Annotated in this window: 21 protein-coding genes; 9 read left to right on the top strand and 12 right to left on the bottom strand. The window is 42.2% G+C overall.

Annotated features, from left to right (window positions below; all coding sequences use genetic code 11):
* Window positions 1-48: 48 nt before the first annotated feature.
* Together MKY98_RS04695 and MKY98_RS04690 are read right to left on the bottom strand one after the other, a co-directional pair.
* The gene (locus MKY98_RS04695; protein ID WP_081317626.1) at window positions 49-1,041 is read right to left on the bottom strand and encodes an iron-hydroxamate ABC transporter substrate-binding protein; all 993 of its coding nucleotides are present in this window, start codon (window positions 1,039-1,041) and stop codon (window positions 49-51) included.
* 193 nt (window positions 1,042-1,234) lie between these two features.
* Window positions 1,235-1,627, bottom strand: a complete 393-nt coding sequence (locus tag MKY98_RS04690; RefSeq protein WP_068938572.1) for a winged helix-turn-helix transcriptional regulator — start codon at window positions 1,625-1,627, stop codon at window positions 1,235-1,237.
* Between the two features lie 144 nt (window positions 1,628-1,771).
* On the opposite strand from MKY98_RS04690, the gene MKY98_RS04685 reads away from it, so the two are divergent.
* Window positions 1,772-2,446 (top strand): NAD(P)H-dependent oxidoreductase, encoded by a 675-nt coding sequence (locus MKY98_RS04685; RefSeq protein ID WP_069012902.1) that lies wholly within the window; start codon window positions 1,772-1,774, stop codon window positions 2,444-2,446.
* 101 nt (window positions 2,447-2,547) lie between these two features.
* On the opposite strand, the gene MKY98_RS04680 is transcribed toward MKY98_RS04685, so the two are convergent.
* From MKY98_RS04680 to MKY98_RS04665, 4 genes are all read right to left on the bottom strand, one after another.
* Window positions 2,548-5,397 carry an S-layer homology domain-containing protein gene (locus tag MKY98_RS04680; protein WP_069012901.1) on the bottom strand — a complete coding sequence of 950 codons (2,850 nt, stop codon included), beginning with the start codon at window positions 5,395-5,397 and terminating at the stop codon, window positions 2,548-2,550.
* A gap of 422 nt (window positions 5,398-5,819) precedes the next feature.
* Complete coding sequence (locus tag MKY98_RS04675) at window positions 5,820-6,527, bottom strand: hypothetical protein (protein ID WP_029517090.1); 708 nt, start codon at window positions 6,525-6,527, stop codon at window positions 5,820-5,822.
* A 136-nt stretch (window positions 6,528-6,663) separates the two neighbouring features.
* Window positions 6,664-7,590: a hypothetical protein gene (locus MKY98_RS04670; protein WP_029517091.1), complete on the bottom strand. Its 927-nt coding sequence runs from the start codon at window positions 7,588-7,590 to the stop codon at window positions 6,664-6,666.
* 383 nt (window positions 7,591-7,973) lie between these two features.
* Window positions 7,974-8,390, bottom strand: coding sequence for a MerR family transcriptional regulator (locus MKY98_RS04665; protein WP_029517092.1), 417 nt, complete (start codon window positions 8,388-8,390; stop codon window positions 7,974-7,976).
* Window positions 8,391-8,730: 340 nt separating this feature from the next.
* Between MKY98_RS04665 and MKY98_RS04660 the strand changes: the two genes are divergently transcribed.
* On the top strand, window positions 8,731-9,771 hold the full coding sequence (locus MKY98_RS04660) for an NAD(P)-dependent alcohol dehydrogenase (RefSeq protein WP_069012900.1): 1,041 nt from the start codon (window positions 8,731-8,733) through the stop codon (window positions 9,769-9,771).
* A gap of 584 nt (window positions 9,772-10,355) precedes the next feature.
* Here MKY98_RS04660 and MKY98_RS04655 read toward each other — a convergent pair.
* The 3 genes from MKY98_RS04655 to MKY98_RS04645 form a co-directional block, all read right to left on the bottom strand.
* Complete coding sequence (locus MKY98_RS04655) at window positions 10,356-11,735, bottom strand: amino acid permease (RefSeq protein ID WP_069012898.1); 1,380 nt, start codon at window positions 11,733-11,735, stop codon at window positions 10,356-10,358.
* Between the two features lie 608 nt (window positions 11,736-12,343).
* Window positions 12,344-12,790, bottom strand: a complete 447-nt coding sequence (locus tag MKY98_RS04650; RefSeq protein WP_069012897.1) for a GNAT family N-acetyltransferase — start codon at window positions 12,788-12,790, stop codon at window positions 12,344-12,346.
* A 47-nt stretch (window positions 12,791-12,837) separates the two neighbouring features.
* Complete coding sequence (locus tag MKY98_RS04645) at window positions 12,838-13,305, bottom strand: MarR family winged helix-turn-helix transcriptional regulator (protein ID WP_069012896.1); 468 nt, start codon at window positions 13,303-13,305, stop codon at window positions 12,838-12,840.
* Window positions 13,306-13,486: 181 nt separating this feature from the next.
* On the opposite strand from MKY98_RS04645, the gene MKY98_RS04640 reads away from it, so the two are divergent.
* The 6 genes from MKY98_RS04640 (at window position 13,487) to MKY98_RS04615 (ending at window position 18,844) form a co-directional block, all read left to right on the top strand.
* Window positions 13,487-14,362, top strand: a complete 876-nt coding sequence (locus MKY98_RS04640; RefSeq protein ID WP_069012895.1) for an SDR family NAD(P)-dependent oxidoreductase — start codon at window positions 13,487-13,489, stop codon at window positions 14,360-14,362.
* A gap of 165 nt (window positions 14,363-14,527) precedes the next feature.
* Window positions 14,528-15,208, top strand: coding sequence for a hypothetical protein (locus MKY98_RS04635; protein ID WP_069012894.1), 681 nt, complete (start codon window positions 14,528-14,530; stop codon window positions 15,206-15,208).
* Window positions 15,205-16,620, top strand: a complete 1,416-nt coding sequence (locus MKY98_RS04630; protein WP_069012893.1) for a phage baseplate assembly protein V — start codon at window positions 15,205-15,207, stop codon at window positions 16,618-16,620. The genes MKY98_RS04635 and MKY98_RS04630 overlap by 4 nt, the downstream gene beginning before the upstream one ends.
* A gap of 12 nt (window positions 16,621-16,632) precedes the next feature.
* Entirely contained in the window at window positions 16,633-17,895 is a 1,263-nt protein-coding gene (locus MKY98_RS04625) for a pentapeptide repeat-containing protein (RefSeq protein WP_069012892.1), read from the top strand.
* Complete coding sequence (locus tag MKY98_RS04620; protein WP_176715766.1) at window positions 17,892-18,422, top strand: hypothetical protein; 531 nt, start codon at window positions 17,892-17,894, stop codon at window positions 18,420-18,422. Before MKY98_RS04625 ends, MKY98_RS04620 begins: the two co-directional genes overlap by 4 nt.
* A gap of 5 nt (window positions 18,423-18,427) precedes the next feature.
* Window positions 18,428-18,844: a DUF4280 domain-containing protein gene (locus MKY98_RS04615; RefSeq protein WP_069012891.1), complete on the top strand. Its 417-nt coding sequence runs from the start codon at window positions 18,428-18,430 to the stop codon at window positions 18,842-18,844.
* 113 nt (window positions 18,845-18,957) lie between these two features.
* Here MKY98_RS04615 and MKY98_RS04610 read toward each other — a convergent pair whose 3' ends face one another.
* Window positions 18,958-20,436, bottom strand: coding sequence for a protein adenylyltransferase SelO (locus MKY98_RS04610; protein WP_069012890.1), 1,479 nt, complete (start codon window positions 20,434-20,436; stop codon window positions 18,958-18,960).
* Between the two features lie 115 nt (window positions 20,437-20,551).
* Entirely contained in the window at window positions 20,552-21,001 is a 450-nt protein-coding gene (locus MKY98_RS04605; protein WP_029517105.1) for a VOC family protein, read from the bottom strand.
* Between the two features lie 142 nt (window positions 21,002-21,143).
* Between MKY98_RS04605 and MKY98_RS04600 the strand changes: the two genes are divergently transcribed.
* Window positions 21,144-22,082 (top strand): helix-turn-helix transcriptional regulator, encoded by a 939-nt coding sequence (locus tag MKY98_RS04600; RefSeq protein ID WP_029517106.1) that lies wholly within the window; start codon window positions 21,144-21,146, stop codon window positions 22,080-22,082.
* A gap of 91 nt (window positions 22,083-22,173) precedes the next feature.
* Here MKY98_RS04600 and MKY98_RS04595 read toward each other — a convergent pair whose 3' ends face one another.
* Window positions 22,174-22,545 carry a hypothetical protein gene (locus MKY98_RS04595; protein WP_238437976.1) on the bottom strand — a complete coding sequence of 124 codons (372 nt, stop codon included), beginning with the start codon at window positions 22,543-22,545 and terminating at the stop codon, window positions 22,174-22,176.
* Window positions 22,546-22,572: the final 27 nt, after the last annotated feature.

The raw sequence follows: 22,572 nt of genomic DNA, 5'->3' as shown, positions 1-22,572 counted from the left end.
ATGCGATCTCTTATCTATTTCAACAATTCGTCACAACGCAGAATCTGCTTATTGTTTAGCTTTATTCTCTTTTTCTCTTTCGACCAGCATATCTACGATCATATCAATTTGCCCGGTAATAGCGATTGGATCATAGCGATAATACGTATCAAAATCGTTAAAGAACACTCTATTGTTCTTCACCGCAGGAAGATTCCCCCATACAGCGGACGACTTCAGTTGCTTGAGCGCGTCACCCTTTTTCTCGGGATCATACGTAGTCAGGAACATATAATCTGCGTCATACTGTGGCAATACCTCCATCGAAAGCTGCACCGTTTGTTCCTTGGAGTTCACAGTTTTCTTTGGCATATTCAGTTTGAGCGCATTGTAGACAGCTTGTCCGCCTCGACCCGCATTGTCGCCAAAGATCCAAAGTGCGTGCTTGTCCGTCAGCTCATACAGACCGAAAGTTGCCTTTTCGTCAATCACACCTTTAAGACGTGCGCGACCTTCAGCGGCCTTTTTATCAAATGCAGCAATAAATTGCTCAGCCTTCTCCTTTTCCCCGGTGATATCGCCGAACAACTTGACCGTATCATAAATATTAGTCGTCGTGCCGTACGGAATATACAGGGTAGGTGCAATTTTAGACAAAGCCTCATAATTCGTACCCTTCATAACCACGATCAGATCGGGTTTGAGTTCCAGCGTCTTTTCCAAATTGGTCGGATCACCCACCTCTTTGGTTCCCTTTTCCTTCAGCAAATCGGTCAGAAAGGGATTTTGAAACGTTGTCGGCTCTACACCCACCACATTAGCACCTACGGACAGCAGTTCTCCACCGTAAAAATCCGTTACAATACGCTGTGGCTTAGCAGGAATTTGAATATCCCCTTTAACCGTATTAAAGCTTCTAGTCTCTCCAGTAGTAGCTGACTCTTGCTTATCTCCTGAAGATGAAGCCGGATTACTCCCATTATTATTTCCGCCGCAAGCGCTGATGAATACAGACAATACAAGTAACATAGCTGTCATCATAAAATACGATTTTCTTCTCAACTGATTAGCCCCCTATATATTGTGGAGAGATCTCCCCGATACACATGATAATGATTATCAATATCGTAAGAAATATATCAAGCGTCGTCCTTGCTGTCAACTGAAAAACGAACTTTGTACATTCCTCCTTAATAAATCAAAAGACCTGCCAAAATGATGGTCAGGTCTTTTTCGTGGAGCCGTATTCAAAAGCCTACACATTGGGGCTAGGTTGCTGAAGGCTGCTTTCTGGTGATCGCTGTTTTGTTTTATATTCTTCTCCCCAATCTTTCATCAAGTTAATAATCGGGATGAGCGTTTTTCCGAATTCGGTGAGAGAGTATTCAACCTTAGGCGGAACCTGCTGGTATACTTCACGGTGAACGACACCATCCTCTTCCAGCTCGCGCAATTGGAGTGTCAGCATACGCTGGGTGATCCCCGGACAGATCCGCCGAAAATCACTAAATCGCTTAGTCCCATACATAAGATGATACAAAATAATCCCTTTCCATTTGCCCCCAATCACGTCCAGCGTGAACTCAACTGGACACGCCTGATCATTTCCAGCGGTACATTCCCCAAAGCCGCCTTTCCGATTACGCATAGGCTTTTCTCCTCCTTAGTATCATTTTATATACTACAGCACATTAATGTGCGTACTTCAAAAACGGTCATGTATATTCTAATATTAAGCATGTCACTTGGTAAGCGTCAATTTTAATCAACATCCATAAGGAGTGGAATAACGATGGAAACCTTAGCTACTACTAAAGATCAAATCTTATCCGCATACGAGTTCAGACATGCAACGAAGGAATTTGATAGTCATAAGAAAATTAGCGATTCCGATTTTGATTTTATTCTTGAAACCGGTCGTTTATCTCCAAGCTCGTTTGGCTTTGAACCCTGGAAATTTGTTGTCGTTCAGAGTAAAGCTATGCGTGAGAAGCTACTGCCTTACTCTTGGGGGGCCCAAAAACAACTGCCAACAGCCAGCCATTTTGTACTCATCCTCTCTAGACTTCCTGAAGATATGATAGCCTCCTCCGATTATATCAAGAGTATGATGGAGAACGTGCAGCAATTACCAGCTGAAGTGATGCAAGGCAAAGAGAAAGTATATGACGCCTTCCTAAAATCAGATTTTGCGCTGGAGGAAAACAAAAGAGCCTTGTTCGAGTGGGGCTGCCGACAAACCTACATCGCACTGGGCAACATGATGACTGCCGCAGCTCAAATCGGCATTGATTCCTGCCCTATCGAAGGTTTTAATAAACAGGAAATCGAACGCATCCTCTCTGAAGAAGGCATTATGGATGCCAAGCATTTCGGTATTTCTTGTATGGTGGCATTTGGCTACCGTCTCAACGAGCCGCGTGGCAAAACTCGGCGACCTGTAGATCAGGTTATTGAGTGGGTGTAAAACCTTTTCTCTAAAACAAAGGGGTGTCCCCACAGCCATTTCGATGGCTTTGGGGACACCCCTTTTTCATAAAACCTCAGTTCTTAACTCTTTCCAATTACTTACTGATAATTTACTTCTTCTGCAAAGTAAATATCCTTCAAACGATCCTTTACGCGTTGAATTTCATCCGCTGTTAAAGGAGCAGTTGGACATAGCTTGAAGTTCCTTCCGGTGACATAGCTTACGTCCGTGTGACCATCCAAGTTGTAGTCCATCTTCGGAACCGGTTTTCGGGTATAATCGGTAAAGTCAATAATGGACCATGCCGCATCTCCATCCTCTTTGGATAAAATAATCCGCTGTGAGGCATTTTCGGTCCACAAATAGCGCAGATTTGCTGGTGAATTATTGGAATCCATAGCCGTCTTAATACCTGAGCCTCTAAACATGAGCGTAAACTCCGTATGATCATTATTGGATCCTGCTACCGATTCATAAATCTGTTTCAGCCCGTCCACGCCTACAATCTCAACCTTGCGATCAACAGGGAAGTGGTTCACAAAATTCTCCCATATTGGAGCCATGTTATGGGTGTTGGCAAGTGCGTTGATGTCCAAAATAATGGACAAGTAGTTTACCGTATTTATACGTTGATAAGGGTTATCCAAATATTGCTGTACTATATACAGTTGTGGTGCTGCATCCGTCTCAGTCACATATGGGTCAAGCGGATGAAGAGTCCAGCGTGAGGAATCTTTCGTATAGCGTGATCCAATCGGATCAATCGTAACCGAGTTCATGAATACGGTACCGCTATTATCTGCAAGTCCCTGTGCGGGAACAATCGGATTGTCCTTATGGGACCAGTAAGGCATCAATGGAGAGCCCTCACCATACATACCGTTGACATTATATTGTGTAGCCGACCATCCCATCGCGGATGTAATCCGATAGTGATCTTTAAGCCATTGAGTCTGTTCGGGATTCACCGTAAAGCTGGTCAATGATTTCGGCAGATACTTCCGATATTGGTCTGTATCCATGCTTTCAAACACAGATGGTGATCCCATTGTACCGGATTGGTGCAGCTCATTGAATGCATTATAACGATACATATACAACCACTCATCCATCTTTGCTTCCCAAATAGGAAACTTCAACTGGTTCGGATACCCATCCAACATTCCGACTTCGTCGTCATATTGATCAACGTATGCCAAAACCTGTCTAAGCTGCGGGCGATTTGCTTCTACAAAAACAAATCCGTTTTCCATCGCCCACGTCACTTTGATATTAGGACCAAAGTGGTCCATCAGCAATTGACGCGCTTGCTTGATTTGATCTACCGTCGTCGCGCTTCCCTGCAGCATGATGGAGACAGCAAAGTATTGCTTTTTGCGTTCCCCGGGTTCTACCGTTAATTCCGCATCAGATGTGAAGTGAACCCCTTGAGATGGCGACTCAACCGTGATCTTTAATGGAATGACCGAGTTTACTACCGGAATCAAATGCAGGTTGGCAATCTTTCCATCCTCATCAAATATTCCTCTGGAATCCTCTACCCGAAGTATCAAGTCTGAGGGCAGCAATCCAGGAGCTATAACCTCTCCATTAGCATTATGAAATACGTAGGACATATTCCAAGCAGTAGGATCTAAAGTAGCAGCCTCTGAAATGGTATACGTAGCCAAGTATACGGACCTGATTACGTTCGGTGGCTCTGCCGGCGGAGTCTTCCCTTTCACGATTAGCTTGGCCTGAGCTGTAAGGACCTGATAAGGTTTGGCAACGGTGACCTTCATTTCTACAGGAATGAAGCTGTCCGCAACCGGAATATTTTCGGGATGTGCAATTTTTCCTTGTTCATCAAATATGCCTAACCCATCACTAAATGTGTACGTAACACTTGTGACGCTGGCAGCAGGAATGCTTACGGGTCGCCCTTTATTGTAGAGCTGAAAAGATAGCTGATATGAAGGGTATGTTTCCGGTTGATTTACCAGCTCCTGCGCCTTGATCACGACCTCATCTACCAGAAAATCCGAAGAATGATCCGATGGATCTACCGGAATTACTGGTGGTTTGGGATTAGGTCCCGGTGGTGTCACCGACGGTTCCGGCTTCGGTTCTGGTGGTGTCACCGGAGATACTGGTGAATCAGGGCTTGGGCGATGCCTTTTAGGCTCCTCGACTTCCGAATTCACAGGTTGTTGACTAATTTCCGGTGTCACATCGACCTCGATCTTCTTCGATTCTTGTTGGCTGGTCGTCTGAGGCATCGTTGCAGTTCCATCTCCTAATGACCCTAGCAAACGCTTGGCACGTTCTCTCAGACCGTCACCGCCTAACCATATTCGATAAGCAACCAGCGTGGCGTCCTGCCGTCTCACAGACTCTTTAGGATGGAAATAGTGATTCGTATCTCCCTCGATCAGTTCCAGCCGTTCCATCAGCCATACGCTCGTTTGTGCATAATCTGATATATCAGATTGATCCACAAAACTGGATATACCAGCCGATCGGGTATCTTCAGTAACACCAAAATAGCGGGCATACCAAACGGCCATATCCTGACGAGTCATATTGTGCTTGGCACCGAATAATTGATCACTAATTCCTTTCGTAATGCTCTCTTCCTGTAAGGCCTGTACATAAGGTAGAGCCCATGGTGACACATCACGAAAAGAAGTTACGCCTCTGTTATTCGATGTTCGCTTTAAGGTTTTAGCGAAAATGCTTGCCCATTCCTGTCGCGAGATAAAATGTAAAGGTCGAAAGCTCCCATCCTGATAACCCGTAACATAACCTTGAGCAGCCATGGCCTCAATCGCATCAGCTGCATAGGAATGTTCGATATCGTTAAAGGCTCTGTCCGCAAAAACAGGCGCACTATGTATACAGAACAACCAGACAGCCAGTAAACCAGCCATGTAATGCCTAATTTGTTTTAACTTTTTTTCATAATTCATTATTCGGAATCATTACACCTCCTTTACTAGATAGCACTGAGCCACTTTCGCCTGTACTTTCATATCAACTTTGAAAATTAGTCTCTCTTGTTTTCAATCGGTTTTTCATTACTGTTAACACCAAACTGTATATACTTGAATTATCGGAATAATCTCCCTAGGATTGAATAAAGCCAGTAAAAAAAGTAGTTTTGGCAATCTACTATCCTGTTTATTCACCATCTTTTTTTAAGCCGTAATTCCCTATCACTAAACAATGGTTTTCATTGGTAATTAAATATTTATCATCTTTTTGTGTTACTATGTTGATCCCGTATACAAATAAAAAAAGAGATAACATCTGTATCCGCATTCGCTTGAAGAATACAAAATGTTATCTCGTTCTCGTGTACATATATACTTATAAAATCCTGTCTGCTGTTTTAATTCTCTTTAAACTCAGAACCCTTATAAACATAAAAGTAGCCGTTTAAAGCCCCATTTTGTGGATAGGCAGCAGGATCTTTGCCTTTTATTTGACCAACCAACTCTCGATTTATAAACGCAGGGGGGCCTTCCTCAACTAGCGCTTCAGCAGACATTCCAGTGATTGATTTTACTGTGTTGGACCAGAATGTAACTAAGTAAACATCGTCAGCATTAAAATGATAGCGTCCTTCACTTGGAGTTCCCTCATAAAACAGCTCTGCCAAAGAAGCTGCCTCAGACCCTCTCATAAAAATTCGAATCTCATCGGTTCCGTTCCATGTATGAGGAACTCCACCTTTTGGATTAACGTATTCTACAGTTTCTGGCTCCTTGTCGCTAATAAAATCAACAACTGCATATTTATAAACCTCATCTGTTACACTCTTGGTTGCAATTTCAGTTGTTTTCTCTGTTCTATAGCCACTGAACTTTCCATACACATTCGGGGTTTTGCCAATAGCAGCTAAGGCCTTTTCCTGATCCATGAATCCGGCTCTTCCAGCTACTGGTGTCAGCCTGTACGTCTTGATTTCAGTCCCCTTGTACTGATCCCAAGTGTATTCGTAATAATATTTCGCATAAGATACTCCACTGTTCCAGCCTACGGATAACAGCATGAGAATACCTATCATGAATACTAACGGCCATTTTTTCAACTTCATACCCTCAACCTCTTTTCTCCAAGTACACTCAAATCATCATTAGCATTATAGCTTTTCAATAAATCTATCGACAGTTAAATATTAGAAGAAAGTGTGGATAAATTATGTCCTTGATAATTTACTATTTGCCTGTGTTTTACTGATCGGTTGCAGCTTTGAGACGTTTTTCCATTTCTGTAGACACCATAATGTTTAATAGCCCCATAAGATTATTGGTCTCATCTCTTGCTTTTTGATAGGCCGCAGCGAAGGCTTTTTCATTCGCGGCAGGGTTTTTAATGTCACTTAGTTTCTTCCACTCGGGCTTAACGCGTTGATCGTACATATCGTACAAGCTGATGTCTGTAGGTGTCTGGGCAACAGGCATCATAGACTCAAATTTCGAGGCAACCTTAAAAAATCCCAGCGTATTTTGGACCGATGGACTAGAATAATCATGCGTCTTCATCGCTTCTTCTAAAATATGAAGTCCCTCTCGTGACAAATAGAGCATTTTGACGAGTCCTCTTTCAGTATTAGAGGTTTCCTCCCACTTCTTGTAGGACTCACCTGGAGCAACTCCCTCTGTAAAAAAATTATAAGCTTCATGAATAAATTCATCTGTATTCAGGTGGATGGGTTCTTCTGTATATAAATTCACGACAGAATCACTGTAATTTGCAATGTTTACATGTTTCCCAGTTGGATCGGAAACCCGCCGAATCGGATGATCCTGCACTCGTACCAGTCCATAACGATCGGCAAAGGTAAGAAGCTGCTCCTGCGTCGTATTTAACCCTATTTGTCCTGCTGGCTGATCGGGTTTCGTTGCTTCTTTAGCCACGTCGGAATACGTCTTTCCATTACTTTTTGTAGCTTGGTCTGTAGTATTGCTCACAACACCATCCACACCAGCCTGTTCCGCATTGTCCGCCTTGGCATTCTGGGTAGTCGTAGTGGTTGCCGTTGCTGCTCCAGTCGTAGATTCACCTTCAATTTGCTTCTTGGAGTCACCGCATGCGGTCAGCATAGCAGTTAAACTTATTACAGCAGTCAACAAAATAATATACGCTTTTGCCTTCATCAGTATCTTCCTCATTTCCTTATGTATCATTCTTTCGTGGTTTGATAGTAGACTTCAATAATATGGAATTAATCTTATCAAAAATAAAAATGAGAGAATACTGGACCATACTCCTGATTATCTTCGATGATTCTATAGTAATTCGTTGTTTTCTGAACTAAAGTCGTGGCTCTCAACCTACATAATGGGCAAATTGCCCGTTGACTTTCGGAATACTTGATCCTCGGTACTACTCCTGCCTGTTCAAGTTACATCATATTTGGTTCCTAGTTTTCTAAAACTGATCGTGCTGTTTTAAATCAGTAGGTTGTAGTAAATCGAATATTACAAACGAAAGCACCTGTAATTCATATAGAAATGGATGAATTACAGATGCTTATCTATTAGTTAGTAATGAGACTCCCTATTTTATTGTTTTTATGAATATTTTCCGTTCCGGCATCCAATGCAGTTTTGTAATATGAGCATTTATGTTCAATAACTTCCATTGTTTTTTTAAGTTCTTCCATTTGTGCTTCTACAGTAGCTTTTCGTTCCATAAACATGTCATATCTTTGTTGTAGTGTGGAATCCCCACCAGAACACCAATCAATGAAATTTTTAATTTCTTTGATCGGCATCCCGGTGGATTTTAGACATTCAATTATTTTTAAAGCGTCGATATCGGATTCTTTAAATAATCTTGTTCCGCTAGATGTCCGTTCTACAAAAGGCATAAGTCCCTCTTTGTCGTAGTAACGCAAAGCGTATGCTGTAAGATTCAATTCTTTTGCAACTTCGCTGATAGAATACGTCTTCATCATGTATCTCCTATTCTTAATGACATAGACTTCGAGTTAACTCTATGATATAAGGGGGATTCTATCAAGTTATTTGTAGAATGTCAAAGTCTCCTTATAGGAAAAGTAGAATCAGATGCTATCTAACAAAATATAATTAGCAAGAAAACAACATTACTGAATAGAGGCTTATAAACCTGCGCTTGACTTAGAGTTAACTATAAGGATTAACATTGATTTGCAAGAGAAAAAGTATAAATGGAAATGAATGAAGGGGAACTTCAACCGACTTCAGCAAGTTTTCAATTTATACCGATATAACTGCATTCTCTTGAGAAATACAAATAATAGGAGGCTATTTATGATAACTGCTAAAGCACGAGCTGTCGATGGCCCAGACAAACCATTTCGATCGGCTGAAATTAAACGACGGGATCTTGTTTCACACGATGTTCTGATTGAAATTAAATATGCCGGCATATGCCATTCTGACATCCACACTGCTCACGGCGAATGGGGCCCAGTGAACTACCCTCTCGTACCTGGACATGAAATTGCAGGGATTGTCACGGAGGTAGGATCTGAGGTTACAAAGTACAGCGTTGGTGACCGGGTAGGGGTTGGCTGTATGGTTGATTCCTGTGGCGAATGTGAGAACTGTCGTAAAGGAGAGGAACAATACTGCCTTAAAGGAAATGTCCCTACCTATGCTGGTGTTGACAAATACGGCGAGCCTACACAAGGCGGATATTCTACCCACATTGTCGTAACTGAGGATTTTGTAGTGAAAATTCCAGATAACATTGAGCTTGACGTGGCTGCTCCATTACTTTGTGCAGGTATTACGACTTATTCACCGTTGAACCGCTGGGGTGCTGGTCCAGATAAAAAAGTGGCCGTTGTGGGAATGGGAGGCCTTGGTCATATGGCTATCAAGATTGCACATGCTATGGGTGCTGAGGTAACTGTTCTATCCCAAACATTAAAGAAAAAAGATGATGGCTTGCAATTTGGTGCGGACCACTATTATGCTACAAGCGAACCAGAAACATTTAAAAAACTTGCTGGGCACTTTGATTTGATCATTAACACGGTAAGTGCTGCCATCGATATGGATGCTTATTTTGCACTACTCAATCTAGACGGAACTTTGGTGAATGTCGGTGCCCCTGGGGAGCCGTTGTCACTAAATGTGATGTCCCTTATCGGACATCGCCGTTCATTTGCTGGTTCAATGATAGGAGGCATCCGTGAGACACAGGAAATGTTGGATTTTTGTGCAAAACACAATATTGTTCCTAAAATTGAAGTGATATCGGCCGACCAGATTGACGAAGCCTACAAACGAGTGTTAGCTTCTGATGTGAAGTATAGATTCGTGATTGACATTAGCACAATGTAAGCTATGTAAATCATAAGTTATACAAGTGATTTTAATTTTGAAGGTGTCCCCAAAGTATTACTTGGGACACCTTCACTTTATTCTGTGTACCATCCTATTGTCCATTTCCTCTTTTTGCATTTATTTGTAATCCAAAGATTCCACCCTTAGAATATAATACATTAGGAATAAATAGGAAGGTGGAACTTATCTATGTTTAAGAAAATGGATATTTACAAAATCCTCACTTTAATATTTGCATTAGTTGTTATGATCTCTTCCTCTTTATCACTCGCATACCCGGACACCTATAGGGACTCATACAAAATCACGCAATTTTTTCTAGGGTTTATATTTTTATTTTCGGGAATTACAGAGTTTAAGGCCAATCGTAAGAGTATAGCAATAATCAACTTCTCAATTTTCGTTCTCACCTTTTTTGTATCTATATTTACACTTGTAGTGCGAACAGGCTAACCACACGGTTTTATACCTCAGTAATAACCTTCCATAGCCCTCTCTCTCGTCATGTAAAAGAAAAGCCGAGCGAACTCAGAATCATCTGAATTGCGCTCGGCAAATGTTACGTATTTAGCAATCTTCTTTTAGTTTTCCTCTAATTCTTCAATTCTCTGCCGCTTTCCTATGCCAAAGATAAAATATCCAACAATGACGATCGCCATGAATATTGCCCCGACAATCAACGGCAAGCGTGTGTCTGGATTAAACCACATTCCAACGATCACAAGCAACAAAAAGATAATGGTGATGTAATTACTGATCGGAAAAAAACGAGACTTAAAGTTGTGATCCTTCATTTCGTCCTTCCACTTTTTCCTGAATTTAAATTGGCTGATGGCTAATGCAAACCACGGTACCATGCCTGGGAGAACACTGGCGCTGTAAATGTACAGAAACAGTTTGGAATTAGGCATTAAGTAGTTAAATAACACTCCTACCAGCAGCAAAGAAATGGTCGTAATTATACTATTTCTAGGAACACCGCTTGGGGAAACTTTCCCGAAAAACTTGGGAGCTTGTCCGTTCTTAGCTAATGTATATAACATTCTGCCCGCACTGTAAATACCACTGTTGCAGCCGGACATCGCAGCTGTAAGTACAACAAAGTTAATGATACCCGCAGCAGCCACAATTCCTACCTTGGCAAAAGTCAGAACAAATGGGCTACCGATCTCTCCAATTTGGTTCCAAGGATAAATCGTAACAATGACAAAGATTGCACCCACATAAAAAATCAAAATACGCCAAATGATGTTTTTAATAGCTTTTCGCAGTGTCGTTTTCGGATTTTCAGCTTCACCTGCCGTAATACCTACCATCTCTATCCCTTGGTAAGCCGCTGTTACAATGCAGAGTGCAAATAGAAACCCTTTCAAGCCACCTGCAAAGAAGCCACCATGGCTGAACAGATTGGATAGACCTATCGGTTGTCCACCGTTACCGAGTCCAAAGAAGATCATCCCCGTACCCACTACTAGCATGAAGATAATAGCGACAATCTTAATCATCGCAAACCAAAACTCAAATTCCCCATAAAATTTCACAGCCGCCAAATTGGCCAATGCAATAATAATTACACCTGCCAAAGCTGGTAGCCATTGCGGAATATCTGGAAACCAGTAGCCCACATATACCCCAATCGCAGTGACTTCCGCCATCCCTACGGTAACCCATAAAAACCAATAGCTCCAGGCGGTCAAGAAACCGGCTAAAGGGCTGATATATTTATGAGCAAATGTAGCGAATGAGCCTGTCACCGGTTCAAGAATCAGCATTTCCCCCATGATCCGCATGACAAAAAACATAATAATCCCAGCTAAGAGATAAGCCAACAGTACTGAGGGACCTGCCCATTTTATCGTACTTGCCGACCCCATAAACAAACCGACGCCAATCGTGCCTCCAAGCGCAATCAACTCAACGTGCCGTGGCTTTAGCCCTCTCGTTAATTGTTTCGATTCCAAAAGAACGCTCCCCTTCGTATATGTTCATCATCAAACGCTAATGATCCGGAAAACTGCCCCCAAACATTATTAATTTTTCAGACTGACGTGGTCGTGAGTGAACGACTACAAAGTAGTTCCACGATTCTTAAATATACAAGGAAACCACGTCCTATTTACCGTCCAAACCTTACTGTTTCTAAGACCGAGTCCGTAGCATTAGATGCATTGTATGACAAAAAACGCCTAAATACAACTGCTAATTAGCAGACATATTTAGGCATGAAATGGAAAGGAAGGTGATTCATGTTTTCTGAACAATGGTCAATTTAATGCGATGCATTAGAGTGCTAAACATAACTAGTTTTTCAATGATAAATATCACGATATTAAGCCTATTTGAAATCTGTATTCAAACAGTGGAAAACATGAATTCCGAATGAAAGAGCAACATTTCAAACATTACCTTGTGATATAACTAGGCATGAATTCTAAACAAGGAGATAAAGATATAACTGGTCAATGGGTTGATGCAAGTGGTGGTTCTCATCTATAAAATTGAAGGGTTCAAAGCCTAGCTGAAGATCAGGCTTTTGAACCCACTTATTCAATGATGAATGAATATGTATTTATTTGAGACTTTTTATAAAATTTTTCTGATCCTTGGTAAACATATAGCCACGTCGTTCATAGAACCTGTGGGCCTGTATCCGACTTGGGTGAGATAACAGTTTGATCCCGGAAAATCCATGGGACTTTCCCCACTGTTCAAGACGCTCAATCAACATGCTACCTACACCTTGATTTCTATACTTTTCTTTAACAACAAATCCTAATACATTTACCAAAGATTCAGAAAAAAGCAATTCATATGGGCTTCCATGAATATATCCTATCACCCCGTTGTTTTCTTCACAAACAAAGATCACATCTTTTGATTCCTTTATAATCATTTCAATTTTCTCTTTTACTTTTACTTCAGGAAATAGATCTAGATTGGGATTAAAGTCTTGGTTTAACAAATAAATATCATGATAATCAGTTCCCCTAATTTCCCTAATGTTTTTTTCTTTCACTCTTGAATGCCCCCTATTTTCATCATACGATGCTTTATATCGAATCATTACTCCTCGCACTCTTGCCCGTTAAAACTCTTCAGCATACCAATAAACGCTTCTAGTTTGGAATCCTCCCATGTTGAAATGCGTTGATAAAACTCATTTTCTTTTTCTTTTAAAGCTTCTAGGGCTTTTTCACGACCATTAGCTGTCAGGGATATTAACACTCCCCGACGATCCTCAGGGTGAGTTTCACTTTTTACATAATTCAAGTGTTTAAGCTGAGTAACAAGTCGGCTGACAGAGCTTCGATCCATAGCGGTGGATTCCGCCAAAAATGTAGCGCTTGCCGGACCGTACGAAAGAAGGCAGCGTACGATCAGAAAAGCCGCAGGTTGTAATGATGGATCGAAAAGTGCCACTGTTCTTACATTGAGTGCATGTGACGCGCTTATAAGTGCATTAAGTTGTTCACCAAGATTCAGTTCTAATTGCTCTCTTGTAGAATTTGAATGTTGAGTTTTATGATCCATATGTCTCCACCTTATTTGAATGAGTTTGAATATATTTGACATATATCAATCAAAATACATATACTTGATATATATCAATCATATTTTCAGCTTTGGTAAGTGTCAAGCAGAAGATCTACAGTATAAAGCATCTACAACCGTAAAGCGTAGGCTTGGATCGAGAATTAGGAGGATGATGTATATGTCGACATACCCGACTATTGTAATCACTGGTGCTACTAACGGTCTTGGACAATTAGTAGCAATTGAATTAGCCCAACGCGGAGCGCATCTAGTCTTAACAGCCAGAAATGAAAAGCGTGCTGAAACGACTAAAAATATTCTAAAAGATCTGGCGCCAAGTACAAAGGTAGACTTTTTTTTCGGGGACTTGTCTCTTATGAAGGATGTCAGGCGTATTGGTGATGAAATTAAAGCTAATTATCCAAAGATTGATGTATTAGTGAACAATGCTGGATTACATGGATTTGAACAGCGAATAACCTCAGAGGGTTTGGCAGAAATGATAGCAGTAAACTATCTTGCCCCGTGGCTGTTAACACATACCCTACTCAATTTACTAATGGAATCCACAAATGCTAGGATCGTCAATGTGGCTTCTGAAGCGTCACGCAACCATGGCGAATTAAAATTACCGGAGGATTTAACAGATATATCTGCATTTACCGCAAGAGGTTCATCTAAGATATACGGAAAGACTAAACTTCTTAATATCATGTTTACAGAAGAACTTGGACGTCAGTTGGATGGAACCGGAATCGTAGTTAACGCACTTAATCCAGGATTTAACGTTACCGGCCTTGGCCGTGAGTTAGGATTTTCTTCAGTACTTGCAAAAATATTGAACGCTTTGCACATCGGAGACCCACGGAGAGGAGCAGAAATTATTATTCGTTTAGCAACAGAATCTCAATATCGAGAAGTGACAGGTGGATATTTTAATGTTGGCACTGGTAAGCCGATTGTGCCGACATATCCTGGTGGGGATAGCAAGATGCAACGCCTACTTTGGAGTACTACTACCGAATTGTTACGGCAAAAAGGGGTTATGGCATGAAATAGGAGCTATTATCAAATAATGCCCCCCAACGAATGGTTCATTTTGTAAACTAAATCTCTCTTTTAACCGATAAATACATATGCTGGTTCTGTACTTAAATATCTCCTCCCATCTTTACATATTCAAGTACAAACGTGTATTTTTCCTAAAAGGGGGCTTCCTATGAACTATCTAGACGAGCATATACTTAGCCTCAAAGCTAAAATGGTGGATCGGAAGACAGCTAATAACGATAATGTGAAATCCATTCCAGCTCAAACTCAGAAATCGGAACAGTACGGTTCCATGTTTGAAGAAACAAAGCTACTTCATATTGAAAACGATTATCTCGCATTGGAGCCCATTACAATACTACACGGAGAAATTGGTTTCTACATTCCCAAGTCCTTTACTCCTATGCCAATGGAGCAAGCTATAATCAAATATCCTTCAGAGCATCGACCAAAGGTCATTTATACCTCATCTGAGGAGACTATCAATATCACTTTTAATCCTACAGATACTGCTCTGGAAGCGGAAGAGCTGCCCGATTTTGTAGAGCAAATGGCGGATATTTTACGGTCTGTACAACCGATTCGCAACTGGTTAGGTACCGAAATGGTTATCAACGGTTCCGGACTTTCAGTTGGGCAGATTCGTTTTGTTGGGGCGGGGATCGACGGTAATCTATACAACGAAATGCTATTCTTCATCCACAATGGACGAGTTGTCATAGGTTCCTTTAGCTGTCTGGAGGTAGATCTCGAAGTCTGGTTACCTGTAGCAGAATACTGGGTTCAATCCCTTTCTGTCCTTCCACCCTCCACCTATCCTACAAATGAGAAAGGAATGACTACACCATGAGTCTGGGATACGATCAAATTCACATTCACCCTTATGAACAAATGGACTTAGAAGAGCTCACCTTAACGAAAAAAGTTAACGAGCATACTCGGCTTTATTTTACAGGTGTTATCCCCGAAGACTTGCAAGACAGTTACGTGGAAACGACAGAAAAAAATACCATCATTGAAGTCAGTCAACAAGATGAGTCTGGCGCAAGCAAACCGCTATTTAGTGGGATTGCCCTCTCGGTCGAGGTAAAAGTCGTGCGAGGTGTGTACTATCTGGAGGTGGAAGCTATTTCCCATACGTACCGGATGGACATGAAGCAGCGTACTCGTTCTTTTCAGTATACGAAAATGACGATTCCTCAAATGCTGGAGCACATAGGTAAGGACTATGAAGGACTGGATGTGATCGACGGAGCTACTGGGGGAGAAGCCATCGGGCGGCTTGCCATTCAGTATCAGGAGACAGACTGGGCTTTTTTAAGACGCATAGCCTCCCGTTATCATACGAGTCTGATGCCTGTAGCCCGTTTTGACAGTCCCAAATTTTATTTTGGTATTGAGGACAGCCCTGCACAGGCGATACTGGATCATACCCGTTATACCGTACGTAAGCAATTGCTTCCTTTTCGTTATTTTCAGGAGAATGAACAGACCAAACTGAGTGAACACGATTTTACTTTTTATGAGGTAGAAACAGATGAGGTACTCGACTTGGGCGCTCAGTTGAATTTTCAGGGGCATAACCTGTATGTCATGGAAGCCTACACCGCCATGAGTCAAGGACTGCTGCGGCATCAGTATGTGTTGGGTTCTTACCAGGGATTTCGGCAAAAAAGCTACTACCAGGATAAGCTGGCAGGAGCCTCATTAAGCGGTGTTGTACTGGACGTACGTCAGGATCAGGTACGCATTCATCTGGATTGTGATGAACAACAAGACGCAAGCAAAGCACACTGGTTCAACTATTCTACTGTTTACAGTGGCGGTGGCCATACTGGCTGGTACGTCATGCCAGAAAAAGGCGATTCCGTTTCTCTCTATTTCCCCGGTAGTCGGGAAGAAGACGGCGTGGCAGGTAGTGCGGTGAGACGGGCAGATCGCAAGAGTACGCATAACCATTTTTCCAATCCGCAAATGAAAATATGGCGTACCCCGCATGGCAAGGAAGTTCGACTGGGACCGGATGAACTGGTCGTTACAGCCAAGGACGGCGCTATTTACATCAAACTGGATGATAAAGAAGGCATTCATATCACCAGCAGCAAGCAAGTGAATATTTCGGCAGGAGGCAATCTCAGCCTGTCTGCGGGAAAGACGATGAGCCTGTCCGCAGGTAGTCAGCTCCGTATGGATTGTAACGGCAGTCATATTGAATTAAGCGGGTCAGCGGATATGAAAGGCAGCGAAGTGAAGTCAAATTAAGGATGATTAGCAATGGAAAAGCAAACAGATGTGTTAGATCAGCAACAAGCAGCTCTTCAACAGGCTTGGTCTCTCATTCGCAAAGAATGGGCGTTGAAATGTACATCAACACAAACACAACGATTACAGCATATAGTAGAACATTTTCGCGCCTTTTGTGAGCTGGTTCGGCAAAAGCAACTCACAGGTCGTAAAGGTCATATCGGTTACATCACCTACTCCATGCTGCGCACCACATGGCTTGAACAGAAGCCCGTTTATCTTGTTGAAGCTACGGATGCCTTATGGATACTTGATGCTGAGCCCGTTCAGTTGGAATACGATGCAAGTTGGATTTTTCTCTATTGGACTCAATTACATGAACAACTTGGGGCTGAAACCTTGAACCAGCAAGTCTCCCTTTCCGAACTTGAATTAGAGCAGATCATGCTGGAAGCAGCGGGATATCTTCATACGATGATCGTTAGTCTGGTTCGTCAGGCTATGAAGCAAGCAGTCCACCTACCAGAGTTTGAGGCGTTGGATCGTGAAGAAGCTTTTGAGATTCGCGTCGGAGAGTATATGGATCATAGTGTCTCCGTGTACCGGGAAGATCGAAGACCCGTGGATGCTAACATCATAAAGTCTTGGCTGGAGGAAAAAGAAGGATCGGCCTACAGCTACCAAGCACTGTCTCAAGTGCAATTGTCGGATGGAGATTACAGTTCCTTGGATTTTCGTTATACAGTCTTTCGCCAGATCGGGATGCAACAAAGCCGATTGCATCACTGTATCCTCGTAGGCACGGTATGGCAAGAAGCTCAGCTAGATGGAACCGACTTTTCGCACAGCCTGCTTCACGGAGCCGATTTCCGTGGCTGTTCCCTGCAAGAGGCTGTACTGGACGAAGTTTTAAGCAATAGCGAATATGGATCGGATGCTTGGCTGGATTGGGAACCGTTAGGATTGGATGGAGTGGATTTTACAAGAGCTAATTTACAGGGAGCTCGTTTTCAACAGGCACAGCTTCAAGGAGCTACTTTCCAAGATGCCGCGCTGCAAAGAGCTTTATTTAACGGCGCGGATCTAACAGGTGCCTGCTTTGTAGGAGCTGATGTCACTGACGCTTCGTTTATAGGTGCATGTTTAGTAAAAGCTAATTTTACAGGGGCAAAGCTACACCGGGCAATCTTTACAGATATCCAACTAAGCGAAGCCATTGGTCTTGCTGCTGTAGAAGCCCCCCTGGTTACACAGGTAACAGATACAGTGAGTAAGGAGAGTGGGGGTAAATGAGATATTTTCGACTCATGGTGGACGAGCGCGTAAAGCATCGGGTAGAGACTGCGCCCCTGTCTCCCTTGCAGGTGGAAGAACTCCTTTCGGGTCATACCATTCAGGCGGAGGACACTCCCCTGTTTTTAGCAGTACATACAGATCCACGAACCGTATATCCGGATTTTCTGGAGTTCCCTTTGCCACTGGTTTCAGACTCCATGAAAGTCCTGTTGGAAAAATATATGCCGGAGCTGGAATGGAAGGTCGCTATACTTACCGATTTTCAGAAGGCCAGGCAGGATGTGTACTGGATATTGCGTCCACCTGTGGTGGATTGTCTTTCCTCACAAACCGAGTGGTATCCTGACCATACCTTGAAGCAGTTGGTACTTAAACACGGAAAAATCCAATCGTCTATATTTCGGATCGCCGGCTTGTTGGAAGCTCATATCTATATCAATCTCGCGGTAGCGGAAAGTCTGCTGCGTCGTCCATTTACAGGTGTTCGTGTGCAAAAAGTGGAGATGTCCACAAAGGAGGAATAATCCGTATGGAAGAAGCAAGTGTGCAGCCTGGGTCAGGTGCGAAAAAAAGCTATGTCGTGGCAGGTGCGATTTTAAGCTGTAGTTACGGTACACAGCCTACGCGTTTGAAGCGCCCTTTTAGCCACGGGGTGTATGTCAAAAATAAAGCCCAGATGAATATTGGAGATTATGTGCCTGGAGTGAACATAAAATCTTTTGGAAATTGCTCCAGTCCGCTGAATCCGACTGTGCAAGCCAGTGAGATGGTCGATATTTATGGGGTGAAAAAGGCTCCATGTATTCCTGTTCTTACGATGCCTTGGCTGAACGGAAAAAGCGACATGCGCATCGAAGGCCAGCCTGCTCTTACACAGAACTGTACGCATCAATGTCTTTATTGCGGGCACATACAAATCGAAAATGACGGTCAAGAGCTGGATTAATTAGTTGCAGCCTACCAAAATAAAAACAAAATGCGCTGGTGAGAGAATGGCTATCTTCTCCACCAACGCATGAAATAGGTTATCATCGAGTTGTTCAACATGATTACATTACATTAGGTACCGCAAAAGGTTCGGTATGAGCAGTTGGATTTCTCAGGCAATGTAGAGTAAATAGCCTGTTCGTCAGAATAAGCATAAGGGTTCGAAAGAACTTCAAGGAGTTGCTCCATCACATGGTAGTCTTCTCGTTCCACCGCAGCTTCCAATGCTTCTTCTACTCGGTGGTTGCGCGGGATGATTGCAGGATTGCTGCTGCGCATCAGCTGATGCGATGAATCTTGGGATTCCTGCTGTCTGCCCAGTCTCGCCTGCCACTGCTCGTGCCACTGGGTGAATTCCTCAGTGCTGAACAGAACCGTATCCTCCAGCTTGTCCAAAGTTAGGGCACGGAAGGTATTGGTGTAGTCAGCACGATGCTTCTGCATGATATTCAGAAGATCCTCAATAAGAGATTCATCCTCCTGCTCTTCGTTAAAGATCCCTAGCTTCGCTCGCATTCCTGCAAGCCAGTGACTGTGAAACATTTTTACAAAATCTGAAATTGCATCCTCAGCCAGTGTGACAGCCTGCTCCCTGTTGTCATGCAGCAGTGGCAAGAGCGTCTCAGCAAATCTCGCGAGATTCCACGCAGCAATATGCGGCTGATTGGCATAAGCATAGCGTCCCTGCCTGTCGATGGAACTGAATACCGTCTCAGGATCATAGGTATCCATGAAGGCGCAAGGACCATAATCAATGGTTTCTCCGCTAAGGGTCATATTGTCGGTGTTCATCACCCCGTGAATAAAACCAACCAGCTGCCATTTGGCAATCAGCTCGGCCTGACGCTTAATCACTTCCTGAAGCAGTGAAAGGTAACGGTTTTCGTCATTGGCAACTTCCGGGTAGTGTCTTTCCAATGTATAATCAGCCAGAGCACGGAGATCTTCGGACGTGCCCCATGCTGAGACGTATTGAAAGGTTCCGACGCGAAGATGACTGGCAGCCACACGGGTCAGAATGGCACCGGGCTGCTCGGTTTCCCGGATGATCGTCTCACCTGTGGATACCACCGCCAAGCTGCGGGTGGTAGCAATACCTAGCGCATGCATCGCCTCACTAATGATGTATTCACGAAGCATCGGACCAAGTGCCGCACGCCCGTCACCACCACGGGAGTATGGCGTTCTGCCAGAGCCCTTGAGCTGAATATCAACCCGTTCACCCAAGGGATTGATCTGTTCGCCAAGCAGCAGAGCACGACCGTCTCCTAACATGTTAAAATGCCCGAATTGATGTCCTGCGTAAGCTTGAGCAAGAGGCGTAGCCCCTTCAGGAATTTGGTTGCCGGCCAGCTCCGCTACGCCATCATTCCTTTGCAGCGCCGTGCCGTTCAACCCCAGTGATGCTGCCAACGGATGATTAAGTATAATCAGCTTTGGTGAGCGGACAGGAGTTAGGTTGAGCTTTGTAAGCATGGATTCCGGCAGACGAGAGTAACTGTTGTCGAAGTTCCACCCTATTTTATCTGCTATTTCTTTTCTCTCCGTCATAGTGTCTCCTTTTCTGCTGTGGTATCTTGGATTTTCCCCTTTTAGTTTTTACCTCTGTCCATTTATTATCCACTTTTCACCATGCTATTGTGCTTTTTAGCTTTTAACAACCTTTTTATTGTAATCGATTATCAAACATTAATTGTATTTGAATACCGAACGGGTCTTCAATAATACCGTAGGCTTGGCTAAACATATTATTAGATAAAGGCACGATAATTTTCACGCGATTATCTGTAATTAAGCTATGATAAAAATGTTTAATTTCTTCTAAGTCAGCACTTTGAATACATAATGAAGTGTTATTACCAACTGTATATTTTTCACTGGGATTCATTGTATCTTCTGCTATCATTACTTTTGTTTTTCCGATGGATAAGACAGAATGAGAAATATAATTTTCATTTTCATCCGTAATCTGTATGGAACTGTCACGTTGGGCCATGTCTTGATAGGTAACCAGAAACAATTCCTCTGCGTTGAAGTGTTTTTTGTAAAAATGCATAGCTTCCTTTGCCTTTCCGTTCATGGATAAGAAAATAGCTACTTCCAGTGTTGCACTCATGATATCAATCTCCTTTATATATAATCTTAGTCAGGATTTTGTAAAATCCTCAGGTAGATATCTTATGAATTTGATATATTCCCTTAAGCTTATTATCATATAAAAAGGTATCAAAACATGACACCTTTATAAGGAGGTTTAGATGAAGAAATCAGAAAGATTAAATGATATGATCAGATACTTAAACAGTCGAGAGTTCTTTAATTTAAATGACCTGATGGATAAATACCATATTTCAAAAAGTACAGCTCTACGTGATATTCATTCATTAGAACAATTAGGTATGCCTATTTTTTCGGAACATGGCAGACATGGGCGATATGGTATCTTAAAAAATAGGTTGTTATCTCCCATTATTTTCACGATGGATGAAGTATATGCTCTGTACTTTGCAATGTTGACGTTAGAAGCTTATCAATCCACCCCCTTTCATTTAAGTATTAATAAACTCAATGAAAAGTTTGAACACTGTCTTTCTAAAACACAAATAGACCAGATTCATAAAATGAAAAAGGTCTTACAATTTGAAGTATATCAGCATACTCATGTTAGTCGTTATTTAGATAAAATTCTAACAAGCATTCTTAATGAGAGTACCTGTAAAGTTAAATATGTAAAAAATAATCAGAAAAAAAGTTACTATATTCAATTTTTCAAAATTTCCGCTAAGTTTGGTCAATGGTATGCTACTGGCATAGAGTTAAATACGAATAAATATAGAGTTTTCAGATGTGATCGAATAACCTTAATAGAAGAAGAGGAGAGCAATTCTGACTTTTCTATAGATGAGCTCCTTAATCGTTCATTAGAAATGTATCAATCCGAGAAGAGCATTGACTTTGAAGTAGAGATTGTAGAACAAGCGAAGGACATTTTCTATAAAGAACATTATCCCTCTATGAAAATAGAAAATGGTGATAAGACAGTCATTAAGGGATTCTATAATCCTGGAGAAGAAGAGTTTATCGCTCATTATTTTATGAGATATGGTCATTATGTACGATCTGTGAAGCCTGAATCTTTAAAACAGATTATTAAAGAAAAAGTTGAGCATCTCTTGAACCACTATCAAAAATTATAAGATCATCGAAGGTTTGTTCAACATTTCCTCTACCTTTTAGCAAGGAAAAGAAGGATCAAGCTCCTTTTCCTTGCTAACGATGACATTTGAATTATGGCTTCCGTTTGGCGATAACAGCATAGGAGACCGTTCTTGTGAATCCAGTTGGATTCCATGCAGTAAAGAACCATCTGTCTTCCGCCGCAGAATAGTTATCGAGAAGAAACCCTTGCTGATTTCCAGAGAAAATCCATGAACCGCTAATCAGATTGTAGGCGTTACCGTTAATCGTAGTGCTTCTAAAGCTATTTGGGGGGATAGTAACCGCAGCGAAAGTGAAACGCGCAAATCCATCTCCAAGTTGAGTTACACGAATGGCTTTTTTAAGATTCATAACCACGTGACTTCTTTTTTTTAACTTTCTTCCCAACTTGGCTTCCGCATTTTTAATTTTCATTAAGGTTGCCTTTCTCAAAGAAATCATCTCCTTCATTGTTTTACTTATAGTTAA

The organism is Paenibacillus sp. FSL M8-0228 (assembly GCF_038007385.1).
GTDB classification, from domain to species: domain Bacteria; phylum Bacillota; class Bacilli; order Paenibacillales; family Paenibacillaceae; genus Paenibacillus; species Paenibacillus polymyxa_D.
This window is presented reverse-complemented; position numbering and strand designations above follow the sequence as displayed.

What these genes read in the sequence shown, in the direction of transcription:
- MKY98_RS04690 (WP_068938572.1), bottom strand. Translation starts at nt 1,627, where the DNA reads ATGCGTAATCGGAAAGGCGGCTTTGGGGAATGTACCGCTGGAAATGAT.
- MKY98_RS04685 (WP_069012902.1), top strand. Translation starts at nt 1,772, where the DNA reads ATGGAAACCTTAGCTACTACTAAAGATCAAATCTTATCCGCATACGAG.
- MKY98_RS04680 (WP_069012901.1), bottom strand. Translation starts at nt 5,397, where the DNA reads ATGAATTATGAAAAAAAGTTAAAACAAATTAGGCATTACATGGCTGGT.
- MKY98_RS04675 (WP_029517090.1), bottom strand. Translation starts at nt 6,527, where the DNA reads ATGAAGTTGAAAAAATGGCCGTTAGTATTCATGATAGGTATTCTCATG.
- MKY98_RS04670 (WP_029517091.1), bottom strand. Translation starts at nt 7,590, where the DNA reads ATGAAGGCAAAAGCGTATATTATTTTGTTGACTGCTGTAATAAGTTTA.
- MKY98_RS04665 (WP_029517092.1), bottom strand. Translation starts at nt 8,390, where the DNA reads ATGAAGACGTATTCTATCAGCGAAGTTGCAAAAGAATTGAATCTTACA.
- MKY98_RS04660 (WP_069012900.1), top strand. Translation starts at nt 8,731, where the DNA reads ATGATAACTGCTAAAGCACGAGCTGTCGATGGCCCAGACAAACCATTT.
- MKY98_RS04645 (WP_069012896.1), bottom strand. Translation starts at nt 13,305, where the DNA reads ATGGATCATAAAACTCAACATTCAAATTCTACAAGAGAGCAATTAGAA.
- MKY98_RS04640 (WP_069012895.1), top strand. Translation starts at nt 13,487, where the DNA reads ATGTCGACATACCCGACTATTGTAATCACTGGTGCTACTAACGGTCTT.
- MKY98_RS04635 (WP_069012894.1), top strand. Translation starts at nt 14,528, where the DNA reads ATGAACTATCTAGACGAGCATATACTTAGCCTCAAAGCTAAAATGGTG.
- MKY98_RS04630 (WP_069012893.1), top strand. Translation starts at nt 15,205, where the DNA reads ATGAGTCTGGGATACGATCAAATTCACATTCACCCTTATGAACAAATG.
- MKY98_RS04625 (WP_069012892.1), top strand. Translation starts at nt 16,633, where the DNA reads ATGGAAAAGCAAACAGATGTGTTAGATCAGCAACAAGCAGCTCTTCAA.
- MKY98_RS04620 (WP_176715766.1), top strand. Translation starts at nt 17,892, where the DNA reads ATGAGATATTTTCGACTCATGGTGGACGAGCGCGTAAAGCATCGGGTA.
- MKY98_RS04615 (WP_069012891.1), top strand. Translation starts at nt 18,428, where the DNA reads ATGGAAGAAGCAAGTGTGCAGCCTGGGTCAGGTGCGAAAAAAAGCTAT.
- MKY98_RS04610 (WP_069012890.1), bottom strand. Translation starts at nt 20,436, where the DNA reads ATGACGGAGAGAAAAGAAATAGCAGATAAAATAGGGTGGAACTTCGAC.
- MKY98_RS04605 (WP_029517105.1), bottom strand. Translation starts at nt 21,001, where the DNA reads ATGAGTGCAACACTGGAAGTAGCTATTTTCTTATCCATGAACGGAAAG.
- MKY98_RS04600 (WP_029517106.1), top strand. Translation starts at nt 21,144, where the DNA reads ATGAAGAAATCAGAAAGATTAAATGATATGATCAGATACTTAAACAGT.
- MKY98_RS04595 (WP_238437976.1), bottom strand. Translation starts at nt 22,545, where the DNA reads ATGATTTCTTTGAGAAAGGCAACCTTAATGAAAATTAAAAATGCGGAA.